The organism is Saccharopolyspora tripterygii, assembly GCF_054778355.1.
Map to the genome: position 1 here is coordinate 31803 of NZ_BAAGZP010000013.1, position 23157 is coordinate 54959.

Annotated in this window: 22 protein-coding genes; 12 read left to right on the plus strand and 10 right to left on the minus strand. The window is 71.5% G+C overall.

Going from position 1 to position 23157, the window contains the following annotated elements:
- Positions 1 to 6: 6 nt before the first annotated feature.
- The 7 genes from ybeY to hemW form a co-directional block, all read right to left on the minus strand.
- Positions 7 to 567 carry an rRNA maturation RNase YbeY gene (gene ybeY, locus ACYVF3_RS10950; RefSeq protein ID WP_461154108.1) on the minus strand — a complete coding sequence of 187 codons (561 nt, stop codon included), beginning with the start codon at positions 565 to 567 and terminating at the stop codon, positions 7 to 9.
- Positions 564 to 1625, minus strand: a complete 1062-nt coding sequence (locus ACYVF3_RS10955) for a PhoH family protein (protein ID WP_461154109.1) — start codon at positions 1623 to 1625, stop codon at positions 564 to 566. The genes ybeY and ACYVF3_RS10955 overlap by 4 nt, the downstream gene beginning before the upstream one ends.
- A 121-nt stretch (positions 1626 to 1746) precedes the next feature.
- Positions 1747 to 2112, minus strand: a complete 366-nt coding sequence (locus tag ACYVF3_RS10960; protein ID WP_461154110.1) for a histidine triad nucleotide-binding protein — start codon at positions 2110 to 2112, stop codon at positions 1747 to 1749.
- Between the two features lie 292 nt (positions 2113 to 2404).
- Positions 2405 to 3139 carry a 16S rRNA (uracil(1498)-N(3))-methyltransferase gene (locus ACYVF3_RS10965; protein ID WP_461154111.1) on the minus strand — a complete coding sequence of 245 codons (735 nt, stop codon included), beginning with the start codon at positions 3137 to 3139 and terminating at the stop codon, positions 2405 to 2407.
- A gap of 9 nt (positions 3140 to 3148) precedes the next feature.
- Positions 3149 to 4321 carry a molecular chaperone DnaJ gene (gene dnaJ / locus ACYVF3_RS10970; RefSeq protein WP_461154112.1) on the minus strand — a complete coding sequence of 391 codons (1173 nt, stop codon included), beginning with the start codon at positions 4319 to 4321 and terminating at the stop codon, positions 3149 to 3151.
- Between the two features lie 62 nt (positions 4322 to 4383).
- Positions 4384 to 5406 (minus strand): heat-inducible transcriptional repressor HrcA, encoded by a 1023-nt coding sequence (gene hrcA, locus ACYVF3_RS10975; protein ID WP_461154113.1) that lies wholly within the window; start codon positions 5404 to 5406, stop codon positions 4384 to 4386.
- Positions 5407 to 5754: 348 nt separating this feature from the next.
- Positions 5755 to 6978 carry a radical SAM family heme chaperone HemW gene (gene hemW / locus ACYVF3_RS10980; RefSeq protein ID WP_461154114.1) on the minus strand — a complete coding sequence of 408 codons (1224 nt, stop codon included), beginning with the start codon at positions 6976 to 6978 and terminating at the stop codon, positions 5755 to 5757.
- A gap of 66 nt (positions 6979 to 7044) precedes the next feature.
- Here hemW and ACYVF3_RS10985 point away from each other — a divergent pair, with 66 nt between their 5' ends.
- From ACYVF3_RS10985 to ACYVF3_RS11035, 11 genes are all read left to right on the plus strand, one after another.
- Positions 7045 to 7137 (plus strand): putative leader peptide, encoded by a 93-nt coding sequence (locus tag ACYVF3_RS10985; RefSeq protein WP_461154115.1) that lies wholly within the window; start codon positions 7045 to 7047, stop codon positions 7135 to 7137.
- 118 nt (positions 7138 to 7255) lie between these two features.
- Positions 7256 to 8953, plus strand: coding sequence for a nitrite/sulfite reductase (locus tag ACYVF3_RS10990; RefSeq protein WP_461154116.1), 1698 nt, complete (start codon positions 7256 to 7258; stop codon positions 8951 to 8953).
- Positions 8950 to 9105 carry an Insertion element protein gene (locus tag ACYVF3_RS10995; protein WP_145745482.1) on the plus strand — a complete coding sequence of 52 codons (156 nt, stop codon included), beginning with the start codon at positions 8950 to 8952 and terminating at the stop codon, positions 9103 to 9105. The genes ACYVF3_RS10990 and ACYVF3_RS10995 overlap by 4 nt, the downstream gene beginning before the upstream one ends.
- The gene (locus ACYVF3_RS11000) at positions 9105 to 9833 is read left to right on the plus strand and encodes a phosphoadenylyl-sulfate reductase (protein WP_461154117.1); all 729 of its coding nucleotides are present in this window, start codon (positions 9105 to 9107) and stop codon (positions 9831 to 9833) included. The genes ACYVF3_RS10995 and ACYVF3_RS11000 overlap by 1 nt, the downstream gene beginning before the upstream one ends.
- Positions 9834 to 9898: 65 nt before the next feature.
- Complete coding sequence (gene cysD, locus ACYVF3_RS11005) at positions 9899 to 10825, plus strand: sulfate adenylyltransferase subunit CysD (protein ID WP_461154118.1); 927 nt, start codon at positions 9899 to 9901, stop codon at positions 10823 to 10825.
- Between the two features lie 55 nt (positions 10826 to 10880).
- Positions 10881 to 12224, plus strand: a complete 1344-nt coding sequence (locus ACYVF3_RS11010; RefSeq protein ID WP_461154129.1) for a sulfate adenylyltransferase subunit 1 — start codon at positions 10881 to 10883, stop codon at positions 12222 to 12224.
- Positions 12221 to 12976: a sirohydrochlorin chelatase gene (locus tag ACYVF3_RS11015; RefSeq protein ID WP_461154119.1), complete on the plus strand. Its 756-nt coding sequence runs from the start codon at positions 12221 to 12223 to the stop codon at positions 12974 to 12976. Before ACYVF3_RS11010 ends, ACYVF3_RS11015 begins: the two co-directional genes overlap by 4 nt.
- A 212-nt stretch (positions 12977 to 13188) precedes the next feature.
- A complete protein-coding gene (locus ACYVF3_RS11020) occupies positions 13189 to 13413 on the plus strand; it encodes a hypothetical protein (protein ID WP_461154120.1) in 225 nt (74 codons plus the stop codon).
- Positions 13414 to 13679: 266 nt separating this feature from the next.
- Positions 13680 to 18377 (plus strand): type VII secretion system-associated protein, encoded by a 4698-nt coding sequence (locus ACYVF3_RS11025; protein WP_461154121.1) that lies wholly within the window; start codon positions 13680 to 13682, stop codon positions 18375 to 18377.
- A gap of 6 nt (positions 18378 to 18383) precedes the next feature.
- Positions 18384 to 20720 (plus strand): ADP-ribosylglycohydrolase family protein, encoded by a 2337-nt coding sequence (locus ACYVF3_RS11030; protein WP_461154122.1) that lies wholly within the window; start codon positions 18384 to 18386, stop codon positions 20718 to 20720.
- Between the two features lie 52 nt (positions 20721 to 20772).
- Positions 20773 to 21549, plus strand: a complete 777-nt coding sequence (locus ACYVF3_RS11035; protein WP_461154123.1) for an enoyl-CoA hydratase family protein — start codon at positions 20773 to 20775, stop codon at positions 21547 to 21549.
- A gap of 62 nt (positions 21550 to 21611) precedes the next feature.
- Here the strand turns inward: ACYVF3_RS11035 and ACYVF3_RS11040 are convergent, their stop codons facing one another.
- Genes ACYVF3_RS11040 through ACYVF3_RS11050 form a run of 3 tightly spaced genes read right to left on the minus strand, consistent with a single transcriptional unit; the run spans position 21612 to position 22671 of the window.
- A complete protein-coding gene (locus ACYVF3_RS11040; protein WP_461154124.1) occupies positions 21612 to 21974 on the minus strand; it encodes a barstar family protein in 363 nt (120 codons plus the stop codon).
- 50 nt (positions 21975 to 22024) lie between these two features.
- Positions 22025 to 22438 carry a guanyl-specific ribonuclease gene (locus ACYVF3_RS11045; RefSeq protein ID WP_461154125.1) on the minus strand — a complete coding sequence of 138 codons (414 nt, stop codon included), beginning with the start codon at positions 22436 to 22438 and terminating at the stop codon, positions 22025 to 22027.
- Positions 22435 to 22671 carry a hypothetical protein gene (locus tag ACYVF3_RS11050; protein ID WP_461154126.1) on the minus strand — a complete coding sequence of 79 codons (237 nt, stop codon included), beginning with the start codon at positions 22669 to 22671 and terminating at the stop codon, positions 22435 to 22437. The genes ACYVF3_RS11045 and ACYVF3_RS11050 overlap by 4 nt, the downstream gene beginning before the upstream one ends.
- A gap of 165 nt (positions 22672 to 22836) precedes the next feature.
- Between ACYVF3_RS11050 and ACYVF3_RS11055 the strand changes: the two genes are divergently transcribed.
- Positions 22837 to 23103 (plus strand): hypothetical protein, encoded by a 267-nt coding sequence (locus ACYVF3_RS11055; RefSeq protein ID WP_461154127.1) that lies wholly within the window; start codon positions 22837 to 22839, stop codon positions 23101 to 23103.
- The last annotated feature ends 54 nt before the right edge of the window (positions 23104 to 23157 follow it).

Consider the following 23157-nt stretch of genomic DNA (forward strand, 5'->3'; position numbering starts at 1 on the left):
ACTCCCCTAGTTCGCCGGAGCCGGGCCGGTGCCCGGCTCGTCGTCCAGACCGACCGCGCCCAGGACCTTGTCGTCCGCGCTGCGTTGGGCCTGCGCCCGCTCGGCGTCGTCCCGCGCCTCGCGGTACTCGGCCAGGATCCGGTTCTGCAGCCCGAACATCTCGCGCTCCTCCTCCGGCTCGGCGTGGTCGTAGCCGAGCAGGTGAAGGACGCCGTGCACCGTCAGCAGGTGCAGCTCGTCGAGCGTGCTGTGACCGGCCTTCTTCGCCTGGTCCCTGGCGAACGCCGGGCACAGCACGATGTCGCCGAGCAGCGCGGGGCCGGAGCCGGCCGAGTCGGGCCGGCGGGCCGAGTCGTACTCGTCCATCGGGAAGGACATCACGTCGGTCGGACCGGGCAGGTCCATCCAGCGCTCGTGCAGGTCGGCCATGACGTCGAGGTCCACCAGCACGATGGACAGCTCGGCGAGCTGGCTGACGCTCATCTTGTCGAGCGCGAAGCGGGCCACCGAGACGATCGTCTCCTCGGGAACCGCGACGCCGGATTCGTTGGCGATCTCGATGGTCATGCTGGTCCTCGTCGCTGGCCGTTGCGCCGTCCGTCGTGCTGGTCGGCGTCGTTGTGCGCGTGCCAGCGGTCGTATGCGTTGACGATGTCGGTGACCAGCCGGTGCCGCACCACGTCGTGGCTGTCCAGCTGGGAGAAGTGCACGTCGTCGACGCCGTCGAGGATCTCCTGCACCATCTTCAGGCCGCTGCGCTGACCGCCGGGCAGGTCGATCTGGGTGACGTCTCCGGTGACCACGATCTTGGAGCCGAAGCCCAACCGGGTCAGGAACATCTTCATCTGCTCGGGCGTGGTGTTCTGCGCCTCGTCCAGGATGATGAAGGAGTCGTTCAGGGTCCGGCCGCGCATGAAGGCCAGCGGGGCGATCTCGATCGTCCCGGCCTGCGTCAGGCGCGGCACCGACTCCGGGTCGACCATGTCGTGCAGCGCGTCGTACAGCGGCCGCAGGTACGGGTCGATCTTCTCGTAGAGGGTGCCCGGCAGGAAGCCCAGCCGCTCACCGGCCTCGACGGCGGGGCGGGTCAGGATGATCCGGTTGACCCGCTTGGCCTGCAACGCCTGCACGGCCTTCGCCATCGCCAGGTAGGTCTTGCCGGTACCGGCGGGGCCGATGCCGAAGATGACCGTGTTGTTGTCGATGGCGTCGACGTAGTGCTTCTGGTTGAGCGTCTTGGGGCGGATGGTGTGCCCGCGACGGGACACGATGTCCAGGCTGAGCACGTCGGCGGGCGACTCGTTGTCGTCGGCCGAGAGCATCCCCACGCTGCGGCGCACGACGTCGGGACCGACCTGACCGCCCTTGCTGATCAGCGAGATCAGCTCGGCGAACACCCGTTCCGCGAACGCGACCTCGGCAGGTTCCCCGGAGAGAGTCACCTCGTTGCCCCGGACATGGACGTCGGCGGTGAGCAGGTCCTCGATCACCCGCAGGTTCTCGTCCCGGCTCCCCACCAGCGGCAGGACGACGTCGTCGGGGACGTTCACCTTGGACTGAGCCGTTGCGGTCTGCGACTGCTCTCCGGACTGGGCGGCGGCGCCACCCACAGCGAAACCGGCCACGTAGTTCGGGCCTACCTTCTGCGCGTTGCGCGCTGGTCGTTCGGTCAGTGCTCCCTGGCACCGATGGTAGTCGAAGGGAGCAAACGGGTTCGTGACCTGCTCCCCCGGGACCCTCCGCCGGTCATCCCTTGAGCGGACCGCCGGTCATGCCACCGAGCCATTCCCCGCCGAGCAGGTGCAGGTGGACGTGGAAGATCGTCTGCCCGGCGTCGGCGTTGGTGTTGAACAACAACCGGTACCCGGACTCGACGACGCCCTCCGCCTGGGCGATCTCGTGCGCGGTGCTGATCAGCTCCGCCAGCAGCGCGGGGTCCGCGGCCGCCAGCTCCGAGGCGTTGCGGTAGCGCTCCTTGGGGATGACCAGGACGTGCGTCGGGGCCTGCGGGTTGATGTCGCGGATCGCGATGACCCGCTCGTTCTCCCGCACGATGTCGGCCGGGATCTCCCGCGCGATGATGCGCAGGAACAGCTCCTTCTCCTCGCTCATGCCCGCAGGCTAGCCGAAGTGGATGTTCGAGTCGGAGGGGGAAGTTTTCATGAGAACTTCCACGGGTTGAGGTGCTGCGCCGCAACCGGGGCTGGGGGGAGTGCTCCACTTGCGGCGCAGCGCTCGCCGGACCAAGGGGGGAGGTGTCCGGCGAGTGCGGAGAACCCGATGCCCGTGCGACATCGGTGACGACGGTCGCCCGTCGCACTCGCGCAAGCACAGAGCGTATCGCCCGGTCGACCGATCGCGCCACGCGAACGGATGAAGTTCTCGATCTTGGTCACCAAGGGTGTCAGGACCAGCGGGTGGTGACGGCCCCCAGCGCCCCCAGCGCCACGGCCGCGGCCGTGGACGCCCGCAGCACGGTGTGCCCCAGACGGGTGATCTGAGCTCCGGCGTCGCGGAGGGTCGCCAGTTCGTCGTCGGAGATGCCGCCCTCCGGGCCCACGACCAGCAGCACCTCCCCGGAGATGGGGAGATCGACCGCCGTGAGCGGGCCGGTCGCCGACTCGTGCAGGACCAGCGCGACGTCGGCCTCGGCGACGAGCTCCGCGAGCTGCTTGGTGCTGACCGGCTCGGCGACCTCGGGCGTCCAGGCGCGGCGGGCCTGCTTGGCCGCCGCGGCAGCGGTGCTGCGCCAGCGTGCCAGGGCCTTGGCCCCGCGCGGCCCGTCGTCCCACTTGGCCACGCAGCGGGCCGCGCGCCAGGGCACGACCGCGTCCACACCCGCCTCGGTGGCGAGCTCGACGGCGAGTTCCCCGCGATCGCCCTTGACCAGGGCCTGGACCACCCGGACGCGCAGCTCGGGCTGCGGCTCGCGCCAGGTCTCCGAGACGGTCAGGCGCAGCGAGTCGCGCTCGGCGGTGTCCACCACGCACCGCGCCAGGCCGCCCTGCGCGTCGGAGAGCAGCAACTGCTCCCCGGCGCGAAGGCGGCGCACGGTCGCGGCGTGCTTGCCCTCGGGACCGTCCAGCGTGGCGGGCCCGACGGCGGGCAACCGCTCAACCGAGAAGACCGGCAGCGACACGAGCCCGCCTCAGCGGTGGCCGAACGAGCGGAACCGGGAGAACAGTCCCTGCCTGCCGTTGCCGTTGGCGGTCACGGTCGGCTCGGGCTGCTCCTCGCCGCGCAGCTTGGACAGGTCGCGCAGCAGTTCCGACTGGGTGTCGTCGAGGTTCGTCGGAACCACGACGTCCAGGTGGATGTGCAGGTCGCCGTGGCCGCTGACCTTGCCGTTGGAACGCAGCTTGGGCAGCCCGCGACCGGTGATCACGTGCTCGGTCCCCGGCTGGGTCCCGGGCTCGACGGCGATCTCCTCGCGCGATCCGTCCAGCGTCTCCAGCAGCAGCACGGTGCCCAGGGCCGCCGCGGTCATCGGCAGTTCGACGTTGCAGTGCAGGTCGGCGCCATCGCGGGTGAACCGCTCGTGCGGCTGCTCCTCGACCTCGACGAACAGGTCGCCCGCCGGGCCACCGCCGGGGCCGACCTCGCCCTCACCGGCGAGCCGGACGCGCATGCCGTCGCCCACACCAGCCGGGATCTTGACCGTGATGGTGCGCCGGGCGCGGACCCGGCCGTCGCCGGAGCACTGCTGGCAGGGGTCGGTGATGACCTCGCCGAAGCCGCGGCAGACCGGGCAGGGGCGAGAGGTCATGACCTGGCCCAGGAAGGACCGCTGCACCGACTGCACCTCGCCACGACCCCCGCAGGTGTCGCAGGTCGAGGGCGCGCTGCCGGCCTTCGAGCCGCCGCCGTCGCACACGTCGCAGAGCACCGCGGTGTCGACGGTGATGTCGCGGTTGACCCCGCTCGCGCACTCCTCCAGCGTCAGCTCCAAGCGCAGCAGCGCGTCGGAACCGGGCTGCACGCGGCTGCGCGGGCCGCGGCCACCGCCGCCGCCCCCACCGCCGAAGAAGGCGTCCATGATGTCGCCGAGCCCGCCGAAGCCGGCGAACGGATCGCCGCCCTGGCCGCCACCGGCGCCACCACCGTTGCCGAGCGGGTCCCCTCCGAGGTCCACCACCTGGCGCTTCTTCGGGTCGGAGAGCACCTCGTAAGCGGTCGTCACCTCGGCGAACCGCTCCTGAGCCGCCTCTTCCGGATTGACGTCGGGGTGCAGCTCCCGGGCGAGCTTGCGGTAAGCCCGCTTGATCTGCTCGGGTGTCGCGTCCTGGGAAACCCCGAGGGTCGCGTAGTAGTCCCTGGCCACCTTCTCCGTACTTCCTCTGCTCGATTAAGTCGAGTTAATGCCGGTCATACCGGTGCGAAAGCTCACCGGCCGTCCAAGATCTCGCCCACGTACGCGGCCACGGCGCGAACCGCCGCCATCGTTCCGGGGTAGTCCATGCGGGTCGGGCCGACGACGCCCAGACCGCCCAAGACCATGCCATCCGAACCGTATCCGGTGGAAATCACCGAGGTCGTCTGCATCTCCAACGCCTCGTTCTCGGCCCCGATGCTGACCCGGACCGTACTCGAATCGCGGGCGGCGGCGAGCAGCTTGAGCACCACCACCTGCTCCTCCAGCGCTTCGAGGACCTGCCGCAACGAGTTGGGGAAGTCCGCGACGTTGCGCGTGAGGTTGGGAGTGCCGCCGAGCACCATCCGCTCCTCCGGGTGCTCCACGAGCGACTCGATGAGCACGCCGCAGACCCGGATGAGCACGTCCCGCAGTTCCGGCGGGGCCTGGTCGGGCAGTTCGGCCACGGCCGCGGAGGCGTCGGCGAGCCGCTTCTCGGTCATCGCCGAGTTCAGCACCGTGCGCAGCCGGGCCACGTCGTCGTCGGTGATCACGTCGCCGAGGTCGACCATCCGCTGGTCCACGCGGCCGGTGTTGGTGATCAGCACCAGCATCAGCCTCGCCGGGGTGATGGTCACCACCTCGACGTGCCGGACGGTGGACCGGGTCAGCGTCGGGTACTGCACGACCGCGACCTGCTGGGTCAGCTGCGCGAGCAGCCGCACGCTGCGGCGCATCACGTCGTCGAGGTCCAGCGCGCCGTCGAGGAAGTTGCCGATGGCCCGCCGTTCCGGGCCGGTCAGCGGCTTGACCTCGTGCAGGCGGTCGACGAACAGCCGGTAGCCCTTGTCCGTGGGCACGCGCCCGGCGCTGGTGTGCGGCTGGACGATGAAGCCTTCCTCCTCCAGCGCCGCCATGTCATTGCGCACGGTGGCGCTGGACACACCGAGGTCGTGGCGGTCGACCAACGCCTTCGAACCGACCGGCTCCTTGGACGACACGAAGTCGGCCACGATCGCCCGCAGGACCTCGAAACGGCGTTCATCCGCGTTCACCCGCGCACCTCCTCAACAGCCTGCTCAGCGCACGCTCGGTTCGTGGGATGGGGAAGTTTTCATGAAAACTTCCCCGCACCCAACACCCGGGCACCCCCGTCGAGTTTACGGTGTTCGTCCCCCGGAACCGAGAGCCGCAGCGAGCGGGCGCGCACCCGACGACTCGGGACGCCGCCGCGTGAACCACCCGAGGCGAGTTCCCTCTCCCGCGGGGGGCTCGTGCGTCACCGGTCCCAGTTTTAGTCATAACTGAGCGCCTCTCGTGCCCGAAATGTCGGCTCAGTTTGGACTAAAACTGGGAGCTGCCGAGGTCGCACGGATCTGGACGCGACGTCACGACGATCGATGTCAGGCGAGGAGGTCTTGGACGACGGCGTCGGCCAGGAGGCGGCCTCGGTCGGTGAGGACGCAGCGCCCGTCGGCGAGGGCTCCGGGTTCCAGCAGGCCGTCGGCCGCGGCCTGGTCGGCGGCGCGGCGGCCCGCGTCGTCGAGGGCGCGCACCGACAGACCGCTGCGGACGCGGAGTTCGAGCATGACGCGCTCGATGCGCTGGTCCTCGGCGGTGAGCAGTTCGCGCGCCTGGGCCGGGGAGCCGCCTTCCGCGAGGGTCGCGGCGTAGCGGGCGGGGTGCTTGACGTTCCACCAGCGGACCCCGCCGACGTGGCTGTGCGCTCCGGGGCCCGCGCCCCACCAGTCGCCGCCCTGCCAGTAGCCGAGGTTGTGGCGGCACTCGGCGTCGGCGTCGGTGGCCCAGTTGGAGACCTCGTACCAGCTCAGGCCGGCCTCGCCGAGCTTGGCGTCGAGCAGTTCGTAGCGGTCGGCCAGCACGTCCTCGTCGGGCATCGGGAGCTCGCCGCGCCGGACCTTGCGGGCCATCGCGGTGCCGTCCTCGACGATCAGCGAGTACGCCGAGACGTGATCCACGCCCGCTTCCAGCACCGCGTCCAGGGAGTCGCGCAGGTCCTGCTCGCGCTCGCCCGGCGTGCCGTAGATGAGGTCGAGGTTGACGTGGTCGAACCCGGCGGCGCGGGCCTCGCGGGCGGCGGTCACCGCGCGCCCGGGCGTGTGGGTTCGTTCGAGCACGCGCAGGACGTGCTCGGCGGCCGATTGCATGCCGAGGGACACCCTCGTGAAACCGGCCGTTCGAATCCGTTCGAAGAACTCGGGCGAGGTCGACTCCGGGTTGGACTCGGTGGTCACCTCAGCCCCGGCCGCCAGGCCGAATGTGTCGCGAATCGCATCGATCACCGAGGCGAGCCGATCGGCGCCCAGCAGGGAGGGCGTTCCGCCCCCGACGAAGACCGTCTCGGCGGCCGGTGCGGGACCCGCCGAGAGGACCTTCGCGCCCAGCTCCAGCTCGGCTCGCAGACCCTCCAGCCAGGTACCGAAACTGGCCGAAGATCCCAGCTCATCGGCGGTGTAGGTGTTGAAGTCGCAGTACCCGCAGCGGGTGGCGCAGAACGGCACGTGGACGTAGACGCCGAAGGGGCGGGAACCCAGCCCGTCGAGGGCCGATTCCGGGAGGCTCCCGTCGGCCGGTGCGGGTTCTCCGGTGGGGGGTTGAGCAGGCACGCTTCCACTGTCCCACCATGCGGATGGGGTTGGTCCCGCCGGTTCACGCGTGGCACGCTGCGCGACGTGGGTGCGACTCTGCCAACGCTTCTGCTGGTCGCCCGCAGGTACGTTGACCTGCGGCGGGTGGCCAGCGCGCTCTGCCTCGGCACGGTCTGATCCCCCGCCGTCTTTTTGTCTTGTCCAGTCGGCGCGGGCCTCCGAGGAGTGAGAGCCGTCACGCCGACGGTAATTCCACGCGGGGGTTTCGCGCCTGAAAGTCCCGGAGGTCGCGGACATGGTTCCCCCGACGGAATCGCCTGCTCGTCCCGCCCGCAAGCGCAAGGGTCGCGGCGAAGGCCAGTGGGCGCTCGGTTACCGCGAACCGCTCAACGCCAACGAGCGCTCCAAGAAGGACGACAACCCGCTCAACGTGCGTGCGCGGATCGAGAACATCTACGCCCACGGTGGTTTCGACTCCATCGACCCCGGCGACCTGCGCGGTCGCTTCCGCTGGTGGGGCCTGTACACCCAGCGCGCGCCGGGCATCCCGGGTGCGCGCACCGGCACGATCGAGCCCGAAGAGCTCGACGACAGCTACTTCATGATGCGGGTGCGCATCGACGGCGGTGCGCTGACCACCGAGCAGCTGCGCGTCATCGGCGAGGTGTCGCAGACCTACGCCCGTGACACCGCCGACATCACCGACCGGCAGAACGTCCAGCTGCACTGGATCCGGGTCGAGGACGTCCCGACGATCTGGGAGAAGCTGGAGAGCGTCGGGCTGTCGACGACCGAGGCCTGCGGCGACTGCCCGCGCGTGGTGCTCGGCTCCCCGGTGGCGGGCATCGCCGCCGACGAGATCATCGACGCCACCCCGGCGATCGCCGAGATCACCGAGCGCTACATCGGCGACCAGTCGTTGTCGAACCTGCCGCGCAAGTTCAAGACGGCCATCTCCGGTTCGCCGCGCTGGGACACGGTTCCGGAGATCAACGACATCTCGCTGGTCGGCGTGGTGCACCCGGAGCACGGCCCGGGCTACGACCTGTGGGTCGGCGGTGGCCTGTCGACCAACCCGAAGCTGGCCGTGCGGCTGGGCGCCTGGGTCTCCCAGGAGGACGCCGCGGAGGTCTGGCACGGGGTCGTGCAGATCTTCCGCGACTACGGCTACCGCCGGCTGCGCAACCGGGCCCGCCTGAAGTTCCTGCTCGCCGACTGGGGCGCGGAGAAGTTCCGGCAGGTGCTGGAGGACGAGTACCTGGGCCGCAAGCTCATCGACGGTCCCGCGCCGGAAACCCCTTCGGGGCACCGCGACCACCTCGGCGTGCACCAGCAGGTCGACGGAAACCGTTACGTGGGCGTCAAGAGCGCCGCGGGCCGGGTCAGCGGTTCGACGCTGATGGAGGTCGCCAAGGCGGCCGAGCGCGTCGGTTCGCAGCGGGTGCGCACCACCGTGGAGCAGAACCTGCTGGTGCTCGACGTGGCCGAGTCCGATGTGGACGGTCTGACCTCGGACCTCGCCGAGCTGGGCCTGCACGCCGACCCGTCGCCGTGGCGGCGCGGCGTGATGGCCTGCACCGGCATCGAGTTCTGCAAGCTCGCCATCGTCGAGACCAAGCAGCGGGCCATCGACCTGGTCACGGAGCTGGAGAAGCGGCTCGCCGACGTCCAGGCGGGCGTGAGCGACCCGGTGACCATCAACCTCAACGGCTGCCCGAACGCCTGCGCCCGCACCCAGGTCGCCGACATCGGCCTGAAGGGCCAGATGGTCCCGGACGGCAACGGCAACCAGGTCGAGGGCTTCCAGGTGCACCTGGGCGGTGGCCTGGCCATCGACACCGGGTTCGGCCGGAAGATCCGCGGCCACAAGGTCGTCTCCTCCGAGGTCGGCCCCTACGTGGAGCGGCTCGTGCGCAACTACCTCGACCAGCGCGAGACCGGTGAGCGGTTCGCCCAGTGGGTCGCCCGCGCCGAAGAGGACGACCTCAAGTGAGCGAGCGCGTGGTCCCGCAGTGCTGCCCGTACTGCGGAGACGAGGAGCTCACCCCGGAGGAAGAACCCTCCGGGGCCTGGAAGTGCCACGCCTGCCTGCGGGTCTTCACCGTGCGGCTGGTCGGACTGGCTCTGGGAGGGGATGAGGACTGATGACCGCCGAAACCACCACGCAGATCGGAACGCGGCGCAGCGACGCCGAGCTCAAGGCCCTGGTCGAGAAGGCCGCTCCGGAACTGGCCGACGCGACCGCGGAGGAGGCGCTGCGCTGGGCCGCCGAGAACTTCGGCGACGGCAAGCTCATCGTGGCCTCCAACATGCAGGACGCGGTGCTGGTCGACCTCGCGGCCAAGGCGATGCCGGGAGTGGAGATCCTGTTCCTGGAGACCGGCTACCACTTCGCCGAGACCATCGGCACGCGCGACGCGGTCGAGCAGGTCTACGACGTGAACATCGTCAACGCGCTCCCCGAGCAGACCGTGGCCGAGCAGGACGCCGCCGAAGGCCCGCGGCTCCACGATCGCGACCCCCAGCGCTGCTGCTTCCTGCGCAAGGTCGTCCCGCTGCGCAACACCCTGGCCGGCTACGAGGGCTGGGTGACCGGCGTGCGCCGGGTGGAGGCGCCGACCCGCGCCAACACGCCGGTCCTGACCTGGGACGACCGCAACGGGCTGGTGAAGGTCAACCCGCTCGCGGCGTGGTCCGACGAGCAGATGCAGCGCTACATCGACGACAACGGAGTGCTGGTCAACCCGCTGGTCCCAGCGGGCTATCCGTCCATCGGATGCCAGCCCTGCACGGCCAAGCCGAAGCCGGGCGAGGACCCGCGCAGCGGTCGCTGGGCGGGCAGCTCCAAGACCGAATGCGGTCTGCACGGCTGAGTTAGTACGGCCGCACGAGCACGACTTGACCCGGGTGCGGGTGTCCGGGAGACGACGGAGGGGTAATGACCACAGCAGACACCGAGGTGTCGGCGCCGCCGCAGGTGGACAACCTGGCCGCGCTGGAGTCCGAGGCGATCCACATCTTCCGCGAGGTGGCCGGCGAGTTCGACCGCCCGGTGATCCTGTTCTCCGGTGGCAAGGACTCCACGGTGCTGGTGCACCTGGCGATCAAGGCGTTCTGGCCCGCCCCGGTGCCGTTCCCGCTGCTGCACGTCGACACCGGGCACAACTTCCCCGAGGTGCTGGACTTCCGCGACGGGATCGTCGACAAGCACCAGCTGCGCCTGGTCGTGGCCGGGGTGCAGGACTACATCGACGACGGTCGGCTGCAGGAGCGCCCCGACGGCGTCCGCAACCCGCTGCAGACCCAGCCGCTGCTCGACGCCATCGGTGACAACAAGTTCGACGCGGTCTTCGGCGGCGGTCGCCGCGACGAGGAGCGCGCTCGCGCCAAGGAGCGCATCTTCAGCCTGCGCAACGCATTCGGCCAGTGGGACCCGCGCCGGCAGCGCCCTGAGCTGTGGAACCTCTACAACGGCAAGCACCGGCCGGGCGAGCACGTGCGCGTGTTCCCGCTGTCGAACTGGACCGAGCTCGACATCTGGCGCTACATCCAGCGGGAGAAGATCGACCTCCCGGAGATCTACTACGCGCACCGGCGCGAGGTCTACGAGCGCGACGGCATGTGGCTGACCTCCGGTCCGTGGGGTGGGGCGCGCGACGGCGAGACCCCGGTGTCCAAGACGGTCCGCTACCGCACGGTCGGCGACGGTTCCTGCACCGGCGCGGTCGAGTCCGAGGCCTACACCGTCGACGACGTGATCGCCGAGGTCGCCGCCAGCCGCCTCACCGAGCGCGGCGCCACCCGAGCGGACGACCGGATCTCCGAAGCCGCGATGGAAGACCGCAAGCGCGAGGGCTACTTCTGATCCCGCCCGTCCTCCCTTCTCCTTCCCACAGCCACCAGGAATGGGTTTCCAGACGATGACCGAGACCACGACTCGTACCGCGCCGGACAGCGGCACCGAGGTGACGCTGCCGGTGAACACCGATCTGCTGCGGCTGGCCACCGCGGGCTCCGTCGACGACGGCAAGTCCACGCTGGTGGGCCGGCTGCTGCACGACACCAAGTCGGTGCTGGCCGACCAGCTCGACGCGGTGCACCGGGCCAGCGCGGACCGCGGCCTGGCCACCCCTGACCTGTCGCTGCTGGTCGACGGCCTGCGCGCTGAGCGCGAGCAGGGCATCACCATCGACGTGGCCTACCGCTACTTCGCCACTCCGAAGCGGACCTTCGTGCTGGCCGACACCCCGGGTCACGTGCAGTACACCCGCAACACCGTGACCGGCGCCTCGACCGCGCAGCTGGCGGTGCTGCTGGTCGACGCGCGCAACGGCGTGGTCGAGCAGACCCGGCGGCACGCGGCCGTTCTCGCGCTGCTGGGCGTGCCGCAGCTGGTGCTCGCCGTGAACAAGATCGACATGGTGGACTTCGACGAGGCGGCCTTCACCCGCATCGCCGAGGAGTTCTCCGCCCACGCCAAGGCGCTCGGGTACGCCGACGACGCCGTGGTGACCATCCCGGTGTCGGCCCTGCTGGGCGACAACGTGGTGGAGCGCTCGCAGAACACGCCGTGGTACTCCGGCCCGTCGCTGCTGGAGCACCTGGAGAGCGTGCCGGTCGCGCCGGACCCGCACGACGTGCCCTTCCGGATGCCGGTGCAGTACGTGATCCGCCCGCGCACCGCGGAGCACCCGGACTACCGCGGTTACGCGGGCCAGGTCGGCGCCGGTGTGGTGCGGCCCGGGGACGACGTCGTCGTGCTGCCCGCCGGGGTGCGCACCAAGGTGTCCAAGGTGGACACCGCCGACGGCGAGCGCGCGGAAGCCGCGGCGGGTCACTCGGTGACGTTGCTGCTGGAGGACGACGTCGACATCTCGCGCGGTGACCTGATCGCCGCGGCCGACACCGCTCCCCGGCTGACCGACGAGATCGACGCCACGATCTGCTGGCTGGCGGAGAAGACGCTGAGCCCGGGCGCGAAGGTGCTCGTCAAGCACGGCGCCCGCACCGTGCAGGCGCTGGTCACCGAGCTGGCCGCCCGCTTCGACGAGCAGCAGCTGACCAGCGTCGCCGCTCCGGACTCGTTGCAGCTCAACGAGATCGGCCGGGTGCAGCTGCGCACCGCCGAGCCGCTGCCGGTCGACGACTACGCGGACAGCCGCCGCAACGGGTCGTTCCTGGTGATCGATCCCTCCGACGGCACCACGCTGGCCGCCGGTCTGATCGGTGTCCCGCTGACCCCGTTCGCCGAAGCAGCGCGATGACCACCCCGCCCCTGGTCGCCGTCGCGCACGGCAGCCGGGATCCGCGCTCGGCCGCGACGATCCACCGGCTGCTCGGCGAGGTGCGCGCTCTGCGGCCGGAACTCGACGTGCGCGTGGCGTTCCTGGACCTGTCCCAGCCCCTGCTGGGCGACGTCCTGGACGCCGTGCGCGCGGACGGGCACCGGGAGGCCGTGGTCGTGCCGCTGCTGCTCGGGCACGCCTTCCACGCCCGCGTCGACGTCCCCTCCGCCGTAGCCGAAGCGCACCAGCGGCATCCGGACCTGCGCGTGCGCGTCGGCGACGTGCTCGGACCCGACCCGCGGCTGGACGCCGCCGCGTGGCGCCGCCTGCTGGCCGCGGGCGTCGATCCGGACGACCCGGAGCTCGGCGTTCTGCTCGCGGGGGCGGGCTCGTCGCACTCCCCCGCCAACCGGCTGGTCGCCGACGTCGCCGCTCGCTGGCAGGCCCGCACGTCCTGGGCCGGCACGGTCGCCACCTTCGCCGCCGCGGCGGCTCCGGACGTGCCGACCGCCGTGGAACTGCTGCGGGCGCGCGGTGCGCGGCGGTTCGCGGTGGGCTCCTGGTTCCTGGCCCCGGGCCTGCTGCCGGACCGGATCACCGAGCAGGCCGAGGCGTGCTCGGCCGCTCCGCTGATCGCGGGTCCGATGGCCGACGACCCGGCCGTGGCCGACCTGGTCCTGCACCGCTACGACCTCGCCTCGGTCGACGTACCTGTTCCCGCACTGGCCTGAGGCGAAGACCGCTCTTCCCCGTCGTTGTTCGTGGGCGGGGAAGTTTTCATGAAAACTTCCCCCCACCCCGAGGACAGCCCTGCGGGTCGACTCCTCTCGCGCGCAACCGGTTGGCGAGAATTCGCCAACCGGGTTCACCCCGGCGGCGGCGTCGTCATGATGTGATCTGTGCCGTTGTTGCCAGGATTGCGCGCGCAGGGGGTCACCACCCGATGAGCACGATCCCGCACCTGATCGCGCGGGTGCGACCTGAGTTCGCGCGCAGTGAGCAGGACAAGTCCTGCCACTTCTTCCCGGTTCCCAGCGGTGATCCACTGCCCGAAACCCTGCGCGCCTACTGCGGTTTCAGCATCGCCCCGGGTGAGGCCGAAGCGCTGGACGGACCTGCGGGGATGCCGTGCCTGGGCTGCCTGATGGCCGCCGCGCTCTCCGACTGAAGTCCCGGCCCGCTCGACTGAACCGCGGCCGTCCCGGCCGACGTGTGATCCACCGGACCCCCGCGCAGCTCGTTTCACGCAGAGTTGTTCACTCAAAGACTACGATTCACCCCATGAGGTCATGAGAGGGTGCATGACGGCGTCTGGACGGGGAACCGGCAGCTCACCGTACATCGTTTACCCGTTGGGCCCATGCGTTCGAGTGACCGTCGCTGTGGGGGCGATCAATGCAAGGCTGGACAGGGAGTCGGGGACAACAGGGCGAGATGAACACGCAGCAGCCGAGTCGACCGGTCATCACACCGGCTATGCGGGACCAGGCCAAGAAGCAGCCCAACACCTGGCTGTACGTGGTCGACCCGATCTTCACCGATCCCAACGCCGAGGTACCGCCGTGGGGATTCATCGGTGGCTACCGCGTCGACGAACAGGGTGAGATCACCGACGACTTCTCCCCCAACCCCAACTACCGACCTTCCCCGGTGGCACTGCGGTTGCCCGCGCCGACCAACGACGTCGAGCGCGCGCTGCAGCTGACCACCACCGGTTACGCGCAGGGCCAGGCACTGCTGGCCTCGATGCTCGACTCCGAGCTGATCCTGTTCGCGCAGCCGCAGGGAACCGGCCTGTTCACGATGGAGCACGAGTCGGGACGCCGTCAGCTCCAGGTGTTCACCTCCGAGGGCTTCCTGCCGCCGAACTGGACGACCTGGCAGCGCATGACCGGGCGCCAGCTGGCGACCAACCAGCTCAGCGGCATCGACCTGCAGATCAACCCCACGAGCCCGGTCAAGGCGAGGCTGCCCGGCGAAGACCTCGCCAAGGTCGCCGCCTCGGTCCCGCCGAAGGCCGTGGGCGTCCCGATGTCGCCGCCCGCAGGCGTGCCGATGCCACCGATGCCCACAGGAGTCCCGGTGTCGCCGGCGACGGGCACGCCCGTCTCGGCACCCGCGGGCGCTCCGCTGTCGCCGCCCTCGGGCACCGCCGTGCCGTCCGCGGCGCCGACGGCCGCGCCGCCCGTTCCAGTCGGCCCCGCGACTCCGGCCGTTCCCCCGGCACCGGCACCCGCTGCGTCGGCGTCGGCCTCGGCCGAGCCGGAGCAGCCCGATCCCGCCGAAACCGAGTTCGGCCGCAGGTTCCTCGGTTCGATGCTGGCCGGGGCGATCGGTGACGCGCTGGGCGCGCCGGTGGAGTTCTACCCGATCGACCAGATCCGCAGCCGCTTCGGCGAGGACGGCGTCACCGAGTACGACCGCAACGGCGAGCACCCGGGCGAGTTCACCGACGACACCCAGCTCACACTGTTCACGCTGGAAGGCATGATCCGCGCGCACCGCCTGGTCCGCAGCGGCGACTCCGGCGGCCCGCTGCCCGCGCTCCAGCTGGCCTACCAGCGCTGGCTGCACACCCAGGGCTACGCGTGGATGCGCTCGGCCGGGCCGTTCGCGGCCAAGCACCCCAAGGCCAACGGCTGGCTGGTCGAGCAGTCCGAGCTGTTCGCGGTGCGCTCGCCCAACAGCGGCTCCATCGGCGCGCTCCGCGAGTTCGCCTCGGTCGGTGCTCCCGGCACGTTCGAGCGGCCGATCAACGACTCCGACGACTGCGGTGGCGTCGTCCGCGTGGCCCCGATCGCGCTGTGGTCGGACGACCCGCGCTCGGTCTTCGAGCTCGCGGCCGCCACCGCCGCGCTGACCCACTCCCAGCCCAACGCCCACCTGCCCGCCGGTGTGCTGGCGGTGCTCGTCCACCGGCTGCTGCGCGAGGAATCGCTCCCCTCGGCGCTGGCGCAGGCGCGCGAACTGCTGGCGTCCTACGCGGGGCACGAGGACACCGACCGCGCCCTGCAGGCCGCCGAAGAGCTCGCGGAGAAGGGCAAGGCCACTCCCGAGCAGCTCAAGGACGCCCTCGGCGGCGGCTGGGCCGGGCACGAGGCGCTGGCGATCGCGGTGTGCGCGGCGCTGAGCGCCGACACCATCGCCGACGCGCTGATGATCGCGGTCAACCACTCCGGCGACAGCGACTCGACCGCGGCGATCTGCGGCAACCTGGTCGGCGCCCGGGACGGCGCCGCGGCGCTCCCCGGCGTGTGGCTGCGCGACCTCCGGCAGCGCGAGATCGTCGAATCGCTGGCCAAGGACGGACTGCTGGAGTTCGGCGGGACCCCGCCGGCCGGCGACGCCTGGGCCAAGCGCTACCCGGCGTCGGGCGATGTCTCCGACCTGGACTTCGGCTCGTCGTTGCCTCGCGCGAAGAGCGAGGAGCCGGAGGCGACCGACGAAGCCGAGGAGATCCCGGAACCGGAGGAGGACGCCGAACCGGAGGAGGACGCCGAACCCGAGGTGTCGGCCCCGCAGGTCGAGTCGGTGGTCTCCCCGCCGGAGTCGACCGCACCGCCCCCGCCCGCGTCGCCGGAGGACCGGCGCACCCAGCGGATCCTCGGAATGCTGCTGGGCACCGCCGCGGGCGATGCCCTCGGCTTCCCGATCGAAGCCGACTCGCTGGCCGAGATCCGGGCGAAGTACGGCGATTCCGGGCTCATCGACTACGTCGACGGGCACCGCCCGGCCGGGTCGATCAGCGACGAGACGCAGCTGACCGCCTTCACCACCGAAGGGCTCATCCGCGCCTCCACCGCGCGCCGCGCGAGGGGTTCCGCCGATCCGGCGATCCACGTGCAGCAGGCCTACCAGCGCTGGCTGCACACCCAGGGCGTCGAGTGGTCCGAGACCGGTCGCAGCCCGGACGAGCCGGACGGCTGGCTGATCGACCAGCGCGAGCTGTTCGACCGCCGGGTCCGGGGCATGACGACCATGCAGGCGCTGCGCGCCTACGCGGGCGGCCACGAGCGGGGTTCCCTGGAGAAGCCGCCGAACGACGCGGCCGACTGGGGCGCGGTGATGCGCGCGGCTCCGACCGCGCTGTGGACCGACGACCCGGCCGAGGCGTTCCGCACCGGGACGCGCACCGCGCTGCTCACCCACGGCCACGCCAGCGCCTACCTGCCCGCCGGCGCGCTGGCGCTGCTGGCGCACCAGCTGCTCGCCGACCGCTCGCTGCCGCAGGCGGTGGACCGCACGCTCCTCGAACTGTCCGAATGGGACGGTCACGAGGAGACGATCACCGCGCTGCGCAAGGCGGTCGAGCTCGCGGCGACCGGCACGCCGACGCCGGAGCAGATCGAGGACGCCTTCGGCACCGCGCACTCCGGAGCCCAGGTGCTGGCGATCGCGGTGTGCGCGGCGCTGACCCACCCCGAGTCGTTCCCGGAGGCGTTGGTGCTGGCCGCCAACCACTCCGGTGCCAGCGGCTCCACCGCGGCGATCTGCGGCGGCATCATGGGAGCCGCCCACACCGCCTCCGCCATCCCGCAGCACTGGCAGGACAAGCTGGAGCTGCGCGAAACGCTGGAGTTCCTGGCCGCCGACGCGGACCTGGAGTTCGGCTCCACCCCGCCGTCCGGGCAGCTGTGGGCCGCGCGCTACCCGGTCGCGCAGGAGGAACCCGCCGAGGACGTCGCAGAGGCCGAGGTGGAGCCGGAACCTGCCGAGGACGTCGCAGAGACCGAGGTGGAGCCGGAACCGGTCGAGGCCGAGCCCGAGGAGACCGAGGTCGCCGAGGCGGTCGTCGTCGAGGAGACCACCGAGCCCGAGGGGACCGAGTCGGCGGCAGCGGGAGAAGCCCCGGACAAGGACGTCTCCGACGACGACGGGTTGTCCGACGAAGAGCTCCGGCTGCTGCTGGCGTGGCGGAAGTTCCGCGACAACGACGACGCGGGAAACAACGCCGATCTCAGCCAGGGTCTGCACAAGCTCCTGGTGGAGGCGTTCGGCGAGGAACGCGCCGCTCAGCTCGTCGGTGAATCCGGTGCGGAGGACGCCGAGACCGAGGACGAGGCCGAGGCCGAAACCGGGGCCGCCGCCGACGAAGAGGAGGAAGAGCAGGTCCGGCCCAGCCGCCGCGACCGGCTCGCCGGCTGCGTCCTCGGCACCGCTGCGGGCGACGCGCTGGGCGCTCCCTGGATGTTCAGCGACCTGCTCACCACGCTGCGCGAGAACCCCGACGGGGTGCGCGAGCACGCGGAGCTGTTCGGCCGCTTCGGGGCCGCCACCGCTTACACGCAGCAGGCCGCGTTCGTGCTGGCCGGGCTGAACGGGGAGAACCCGGACCGGCCGTCGCTGGTGCGCGCCTCGCTGCGGGACTGGGTCCGCACCCAGGGCGGCAGGCCCACTCCGGACGGCGGCGGGAAGCTCACCGACGTGGAATCACTGCGCGCGCAGCGGTTCCCGGACGAGGCGACGCTGACCGCGGTGGCCCGCTGGGGCGACCGCGGCGAGAACCCGACGCCCGGCAACCCGCCCAACGACGCCCGCAACGCCGCCGCCACCGCCCGCGGTGCGGTGGTCGGTTTCGAGTCCACCGATCCGGCCGAGGCGATCGCCCTGGGGATCGGCATCGGCGTGCTCACCCACGGCCACCCGGACGGCTACTTCCCCGCGGCCGCGCTGGCGGGCCTCGTCTCCGGTCTCGACGCCGGTCGCACGCTGATCGACGCCGTGCAGGCCGTGCTGGTCGAGCTCGACCGGATGGAGGGCGCCGAGAGCACGGCGAGCGGGTTGCGGGCGGCGGTGGAGATCGCCACCAGCGGCCCGGTGTCCCCGACCGTCCTGGAATCGCTCGGTCTCGGCTGGCAGGGCCCGGAGGCCCTGGCCATCGCGGTCGCGGCCGCGCTCTCGCACCCCGGTTCGGTGCCCGACGCGGTGTCGCTCGCGGCCACGCACGCCGGCAACAGCGCCGCGACCGCAGCGATCTGCGGTGCTCTGATGGGCACCGCGCGCGGTGTCGAGGAGTTGCCCGAGGAGTGGGTGGACCAGCTGGAGCTGCGGGAAGTCCTGGAACGCCTGCTGTCCGAAGTGGACATCTCCGAGGCCGAGGCCCCCGAACCCGTCGCGAACAGCGCCGGATAGGCCGCAGTGGACGGGCGCGGGCTGGACGAGGACGAGCGCGCACTGCTGGCCGCCTGCCGGCGCGACCCGGTGGAGCGGCGGCTGCTGGCGGTCTGGCGCCGCTGGGAGAGCCACCCCGCGACCCGCCCGCTGTGGGCCGCGGAGCTGCGAGGACGTCTCGCGGTGGACGCGGCAGCACCGGACACCGGTCTGGCCGACCGCGACGGCGGCTTGCCGGGTGCCTCCGCCCGCGTGCTGGGGATGCTGCTCGGCGGCGCGGTCGGCGAGTTCACCGCGCTCGGCCGCGTCGGTCAGCGCACCGGCGCCCTGCTGTTCGTGCTGGAAGGCCTGATCCGCGCGCACACCCAGCTGCGCTCGACCGGCTCCGGCGAGCCGACCGCCGCCGCGCAGGCGGCGCTGCGGCGCTGGCTGCACACGCGCGGTGTGCCGTGGCGCGACTGCGGCAGCGAATCGCCCCGGCCGAGCGGGTTCCTCGTCGCCGAGCCGGACTTGCACGACACCTCCAGCGACGAGCCGACGCTGCTCACCGCGGTCGCGAAGGTCGTTGCCGGGCACCCGCAGGGCACCCGGCAGCAGCCGATCAACACCGCGGACACGGCCACCGCCGTCCCGTTCGGCGCGCTGGCCGCGTTGTGGTCCGGCGACCCCGGAACCGTGTTCGCGCTCGGCGGCGACCTCGCCGCGCTCACCCACGGACACCCCCTGGGCCACAGCCCGGCGAGCGTGCTGGGCACCACCACGCTGTGGCTGCTGCGCGGCAACGGCCTCGGAGACTCGCTGCGACAAGGGCTCTCAGGTTGGCAGTCGGGACGCACCGCGCTCGGCGACGCGCTGAAGCTGGGTCTGCTCAGCCCGGCAGGCTTCCGGCCCGGCCCGGCGCACCTGGGCGCCGGCCGCAGCGGGCTGGGCGCGCTCGCGGTCGCCGCACGCGTGTCGCTGGCCTGCGAGGACGACTTCCGCGCGGCGATCACGTCGGCGGCCGAGCACGACGGGGACGCGGCCAGCGCGGCGGTGCTGTGCGGTCAGCTGCTCGGCGCGCTGCACGGCCCCACCGCGATCCCCCCTGACATGGTGGAACGGCTCCCGGTCCTCGACGTGATCGAGCGCCTGGGGCGGGACGCGGCGACGGAGTTCGGACCCGATCCCGACGAGTCCGCCGGGTGGGAAACCCGCTACCCGCCGGACGATTCGGCCATCACCGCGCAGACACCGTCCACAACGGACTACCGCACCGGCCTGACCGGGGTACCGCGCCTGGCCGCGTCGCGGGACCGGTTCCTCGGCGCGGTGCTGGGCTGCGCGGTCGGCGAGGCGCTGGGCATGCCGGTCGCCTCCGACAACTGGGACGAGATCCGCGCCCGTCACGGCGCCGACGGCATCACCGAGTACGTGCCCGCCGGACACCCCTCCGGCCGGCTCGGCAGCGACACCCAGCTGCTGCTGTTCTCGGTGGAGGGCGTGCTGCGGGCCAACATCGCTCGTCGCGCGGGCGACGCCGACGACCCGATCCGGCACCTGCAGCACGCCTACCAGCGGTGGCTGCACACCCAGCACCTCAGCTGGCCGCGCGCGGCCGGCGTCTTCCTCCGCGAGGCACCGGAACCGGACGGCTGGCTGGTGCAGCAGCGCGCGCTGTTCCAGACCCGGAACCCGGGACGGACCATGATGCGCACGCTGATCGCCTTCGCCAAGGGCCAGCAGCCGATCGGCAGCCCGGACCAGCCGGTCAGCGATTCGGCGGGCAGCAGCGCGATCATGCGCGCCGTCCCGGCCGCGCTGTGGTCGGACGACCCGTCCGAGGTGTTCGCGCTCGGGATGCGCGGCGCCGCTCTCACCCACGGCCACACCACCGCGCTGCTCAGCGCCGGAGCGCTCGGCTTCCTGACGTCGCGGCTGCTGGTCGGCGAACCGCTCGCCGACGCGGTGACCGGCGCGCTGGCGCAGCTCGCCCCGCACCGGGGCCACGAGGAGGTCACCCGGCGCCTCACCGCCGCCGCGAACCTCGCCGGTGGCTCCCGGCTCGCCCCAGAGGAGCTCGAACGCGAACTGGGCACGGCCGGATCGGCCGCCGAAGCCCTCGCCATCGGCACCTACGCGGCCTTGGCCGCCGACGGGGATTTCGACACCGCGCTGCGGATCGCGGCCAACCACTCCGGCAACAGCGCCACCACCGCCGCTGTCGCCGGCGCTCTCACCGCGACCGGCACCGGCGCCGCCCAGATCCCGCAGCGCTGGACGGCCGAACTCGAACTCCACGACGTCATAGAACGGCTCGCCCAAGACGCCACCCAGGAATTCGGCCCGCGCCCACCCACTTGGGACACCCGCTACCCGCCCACGTGAGTTCGCATCGGCGTGTTGGCGTCGGGGTGGTGGGCTGGATAACGTCTCGGGCATGGATGAGCTCGTGCACTTCGAGGTGGCCGACGGGGTCGGGACGATCACCCTGGACTCGCCGCACAACCGCAACGCCCTGTCCGCTCAGCTCCGCCGGGAGCTCAAGGAGCGCCTGGACGCGGCGACGAACGACGACGCGGTGCGCGTGATCGTCCTCGCCCACACGGGCAAGGTGTTCTGCGCGGGAATGGACCTCAAGGAGTCGCGCTCGGCGGACTCCGATCAGCAGGGAGTCAACGAGTTCCCCGCACTGCTGGAGCAGATCTGGACCAGCCCGAAGCCGGTCGTGGCCAAGGTCGCCGGACCCGCTCGGGCGGGCGGCGTCGGCCTCGTCGCGGCCTGCGACATCGCGGTCGCCGCCGAGACCGCGAGCTTCGCCTTCACCGAGGTCCGCATCGGCGTGGTGCCCGCGGTGATCTCGGTGACCGTGCTCCCCCGGCTCGACGCCCGCCAGGCGCACGAGCTGTTCCTCACCGGCGAGACCTTCGACGGTCGCCGCGCGGCCGAGATCGGCCTGCTCAACTCCGCCGTGCCCGCCGAGGGACTCGACGCGGAGGTCAAGCGCTACACCGACATGCTGGCGCTCGGCGGTCCCCAAGCCCTGGCGGCCACCAAGGCCATGCTCACCAGCCGCCGCCCGGACTCGATGAGCGAGGACTTCGCCGAGATGCTGCAGCTGTCGGCGAAGCACTTCGCGGGCGCGGAAGGCCAGGAGGGCATCGCGTCGTTCGCCGAGAAGCGCAAGCCCCGCTGGGTTCCCGACGCGCTCAGGTGAGGACTGCTCGGTCGCCGTCGCGTGGACGGCGACCGGGAGCAGCCGGTATTAACAGCGGCTGATCACGACCTGGTCAGCACTGCCGTGAAGCGGCGGCCGCACATGGGCCGTTCCGCCGCGTCCCGCAGGACCGAGTTGATGCCGTTGAACGCCTTGGGGTCGTGGTCGGCGAGGTCCTGGAAGCCGGTCCAGATCAGGACGTGCTCCCCCTCGGGCAACCAGGAGAGGTCCGTCAGGCAGTCGAAGAGGGAATCCAGGTTCCGGCCCGCCCACTCGGGGAAGTCCAGGACCGCGGCGATGCCGTCGAGCGTCAAGCGCTTGCTGGTCAGGTCGACGCCGTCGAGGACGTGGGCGGTCGCCCCTCGCCCCTCGGCGGTCTCGACCGCTTCGCGAGCCGTGAGCTCCGCGTTCGGCTGATCACTCACCGGCTGCTCCTTCCGCAACCTGCTTGCCAGTTTCGCTCCGAACATGGCACTCAACCCGCCGTATCCACAACCACGAACGACTCATAGTGATCACCGGTGTAGTACACCTCTTCTTGGCTCCCGGTGACCAGTCGTCGCGCCCCACGGTCCTTCGAACCGGGCGTGGGCACGGTGTACTCGTGGTAGTAACCGGACTTCTGCTTGGGAAGCTCGCCTTCGCGGTTGCCGAACACCGAGCCGTCCTTGCCCGAGTACGGGAACGGCCCGCCCTTGACGATGAGCTTGTAGGTCTTGTCCGCCTCCGGCGGCAGCTGCGAGAGCTGCTTGACCTGCAGTCCGGACTGATCGGCACCGGGAACCTCGGTGCTCGGCGAGTCGGCGACGACGTCCTTGCCGAACCACCCGAGCACGACCAGGGCGACCAGCCCGACCAACGCCGACGAAATGCGCTTGCGCGAGCTCACGCCGTCCTTCTCCTCCGCCTGGTTTCACCCTCGTCGCGACCGACGGGAGTTCCGGTGCCGCGCACGCCGGTGAACTTGGCTTCGACGCCGTCCACCGCGCGGTCGACGACCCGCGCCACTCCCCAGCACAACGGCACCAGCACTGCAAGGACCAGGGCTACCTGCAGGGGGTAGACGAGCTGCACCAACCACAACTCGACGCCGTCGTACCACTCGACCAGCAACTCCAACACAACGCGCAGCGTACGCGCGGCACCACGGCGCTGCGCGCACCCCCGACCCCCGGGCACAGCACCTCCGAGCTCCACAGGTGGGCCGACTGGCTGCTCACCACCGACGCCGAGTTCAACGCGCGGGAGATCGACGTCGACAGCGACGAGGCGCAGCGGCAGGCGCGGATGGTCGCGGAGAGGGGCGAGTACCTGCTCGGCCACTCCGCCGAGCGCCGCCGCGCTCCCCGCCGGGACCTGCTGACCGACCTGGTGCAGGCCGAGGTCGACGGTGCGCGGCCCCTCGGCGCACCGCTGGCGCGGATGGAGGGCAGGATCGCCCTGGACCGCCTGCTCGACCGGTTCCCGGACCTGAGCGCGGACCCGGAGAACCCGCCGAGGTTCATGCGCTCGTTCGACATCAACGGTGTCGACGAGCTCCGGGTCCGCGTCTGAGAGCCTGTTCCTGAACTAGCGAGTGAGGCGCTTGCTGATGGTGTGGATCATGGC

Bases quoted from the DNA above. Each gene is read 5' to 3' on its own strand.
- ybeY (WP_461154108.1), bottom strand. From the start codon at position 567: ATGACCATCGAGATCGCCAACGAATCCGGCGTCGCGGTTCCCGAGGAG.
- ACYVF3_RS10960 (WP_461154110.1), bottom strand. From the start codon at position 2,112: ATGAGCGAGGAGAAGGAGCTGTTCCTGCGCATCATCGCGCGGGAGATC.
- ACYVF3_RS10990 (WP_461154116.1), top strand. From the start codon at position 7,256: ATGGTTCCCCCGACGGAATCGCCTGCTCGTCCCGCCCGCAAGCGCAAG.
- ACYVF3_RS11000 (WP_461154117.1), top strand. From the start codon at position 9,105: ATGACCGCCGAAACCACCACGCAGATCGGAACGCGGCGCAGCGACGCC.
- cysD (WP_461154118.1), top strand. From the start codon at position 9,899: ATGACCACAGCAGACACCGAGGTGTCGGCGCCGCCGCAGGTGGACAAC.
- ACYVF3_RS11010 (WP_461154129.1), top strand. From the start codon at position 10,881: ATGACCGAGACCACGACTCGTACCGCGCCGGACAGCGGCACCGAGGTG.
- ACYVF3_RS11015 (WP_461154119.1), top strand. From the start codon at position 12,221: ATGACCACCCCGCCCCTGGTCGCCGTCGCGCACGGCAGCCGGGATCCG.
- ACYVF3_RS11020 (WP_461154120.1), top strand. From the start codon at position 13,189: ATGAGCACGATCCCGCACCTGATCGCGCGGGTGCGACCTGAGTTCGCG.
- ACYVF3_RS11025 (WP_461154121.1), top strand. From the start codon at position 13,680: ATGAACACGCAGCAGCCGAGTCGACCGGTCATCACACCGGCTATGCGG.
- ACYVF3_RS11035 (WP_461154123.1), top strand. From the start codon at position 20,773: ATGGATGAGCTCGTGCACTTCGAGGTGGCCGACGGGGTCGGGACGATC.
- ACYVF3_RS11055 (WP_461154127.1), top strand. From the start codon at position 22,837: ATGGTCGCGGAGAGGGGCGAGTACCTGCTCGGCCACTCCGCCGAGCGC.